Consider the following 2500-nt stretch of genomic DNA (forward strand, 5'->3'; position numbering starts at 1 on the left):
TTTGGTTGCGGGGGCAGGATTTGAACCTGCGGCCTTCAGGTTATGAGCCTGACGAGCTACCGGGCTGCTCTACCCCGCGCCAGTTTGGTCCATGTCGGGGTCCCGCGGGGATGCGGGGTTGTCATCGTATCAGAGAGATCTGCGTTTCTTTCCAGGTCTGGCGGTGACCTACTCTCCCACGTCTTGAGACGCAGTACCATTGGCGCGACGGCGCTTAACGGCCGAGTTCGGGATGGGATCGGGTGTTTCGCTCGTGCTATGGCCACCAGACCGGGGAAGAAACGCAGCGTTTTCCCTTTCGGGAAGGTGTTGTCCAAGGATGCTTTGGAAGCGGCGCCTGGGTTCAGGTCTGCCGTCTTCCGGATCAAATCAAGCCTATCGAGCCATTAGTACCGGTCAACTGAACGCATTGCTGCGCTTACATCTCCGGCCTATCGACGTGGTGGTCTTCCACGGCTCTCAAGGGATACCTGGTTTTGAGGGGGGCTTCACGCTTAGATGCCTTCAGCGTTTATCCTGTCCGTTCATAGCTACCCAGCACTGCCGTTGGCACGACAACTGGTCCACCAGTGGAACGTTCACCCCGGTCCTCTCGTACTAGGGGCAACTCCTCTCAAGTATCCTACACCCACGGCAGATAGGGACCGAACTGTCTCACGACGTTCTAAACCCAGCTCACGTACCTCTTTAAATGGCGAACAGCCATACCCTTGGGACCTGCTCCAGCCCCAGGATGAGATGAGCCGACATCGAGGTGCCAAACGATGCCGTCGATATGGACTCTTGGGCATCATCAGCCTGTTATCCCCAGCGTACCTTTTATCCGTTGAGCGATGGCCCTTCCACTCGGGACCACCGGATCACTATGGCCGTCTTTCGACTCTGCTCGACGTGTCAGTCTTGCAGTCAGGCTGGCTTCTGCCATTGCACTCAACGAGCGATTTCCGACCGCTCTGAGCCAACCTTCGCGCGCCTCCGTTACTCTTTGGGAGGCGACCGCCCCAGTCAAACTACCCACCACGCAGGGTCCCGGACCCGGATAACGGGCCGCGGTTAGACATCAAGAGTGCGAAGGGTGGTATCTCAAGGATGGCTCCACGGGAACTGGCGTCCCCGCTTCAAAGCCTACCACCTATCCTGCACATCACAATCCTGATGCCAGTGCGAAGCTATAGTAAAGGTGCATGGGGTCTTTCCGTCTAACCGCGGGAAGTCTGCATCTTCACAGACAATTCAATTTCGCTGAGTCCACATTTGAGACAGCGGGGAGATCGTTACGCCATTCGTGCAGGTCGGAACTTACCCGACAAGGAATTTCGCTACCTTAGGACCGTTATAGTTACGGCCGCCGTTTACCGGGGCTTCAATTCAAGGCTTGCACCTCTCCTTTTAACCTTCCGGCACCGGGCAGGCGTCAGACTGTATACGTCGCCTTACGGCTTCGCACAGCCCTGTGTTTTAAGTAAACAGTCGCCACCCCCTGGTTTGTGCCCCCGGCCCACAGTTGCCTGCAAACCGGGCCTCCTTCTCGCGAACTTACGGAGGTATTTTGCCGAGTTCCTTAAATGTGGTTCTCTCAAGCGCCTTGGTATTCTCTACCAGTCCACCTGTGTCGGTTTAGGGTACGATCTTGCGGAGGGCTATTTCCAGGGACCCCGCAGCTGCCCGATCAATCCGTTAAGATCGAACAACCCTGAGGATCCGTCACCATCTCCTGGCCCAGGAATATTAACCTGGTTCCCATCGACTACGCCTTTCGGCCTCGCCTTAGGGGTCGGCTTACCCTGCTCAGATTAGCTTTAAGCAGGAACCCTTGGACTTTCGGCGACAGGGTCTCTCACCCTGTTTGTCGCTACTCATGTCAACATTCTCGCTTCTGATCACTCCACCGGATGGCTTACGCCCCGGCTTCACAGTCAGAACAATGCCTCCGCTACCCTTCGCAGGGCAGAAGAGGCAGCGTCCTATATCACAGAACGCTCCGCTACCGCGCACATACGTGCACCCAAAGCTTCGGCTCGTGGCTTGAGCCCCGTTACATCTTCGCCGCAAGACCTCTTGATTAGACCAGTGAGCTGTTACGCTATCTTTAAAGGATGGCTGCTTCTAAGCCAACCTCCTGGTTGTTTTGGAAGTCTCACATGCTTTCCCACTTAGCCACGAATTGGGGGCCTTAGCTGTTGGTCAGGGTTGTTTCCCTCTCCACGACGGACGTTAGCACCCGCCGTGTGTCTCCCGATCAGTTCTTCCCGGTATTCGGAGTTTGCTTAGACTCAGTAAGGCTGTGGGCCCCCATCATCCATGCAGTGCTCTACCCCCGGGAGAATAAAATCGAGGCGCTACCTAAATAGCTTTCGCGGAGAACCAGCTATCTCCAGATTTGATTGGCCTTTCACCCCTAGCCACACGTCATCCGGACCCTTTTCAACGGGTGTCGGTTCGGACCTCCAGTTGGTGTTACCCAACCTTCATCCTGCACATGGCTAGATCATCTGGTTTC

At 56.0% G+C, this 2500-nt stretch carries 1 tRNA gene and 2 rRNA genes (1 of these 3 cut by a window edge); all 3 read right to left on the minus strand.

Going from position 1 to position 2500, the window contains the following annotated elements:
- Nucleotides 1-2: 2 nt before the first annotated feature.
- A tRNA-Met gene (locus tag FNF32_RS07755) sits at nucleotides 3-79 on the minus strand.
- Nucleotides 80-155: 76 nt separating this feature from the next.
- Nucleotides 156-270 (minus strand): 5S ribosomal RNA (gene rrf, locus FNF32_RS07760).
- Between the two features lie 95 nt (nucleotides 271-365).
- A 23S ribosomal RNA gene (locus tag FNF32_RS07765) occupies nucleotides 366-2500 on the minus strand; it runs 752 nt beyond the window's last position.

It is taken from the genome of Paracoccus marinus (assembly GCF_007018965.1).
Classification (GTDB): Bacteria; Pseudomonadota; Alphaproteobacteria; order Rhodobacterales; family Rhodobacteraceae; genus Paracoccus; species Paracoccus marinus.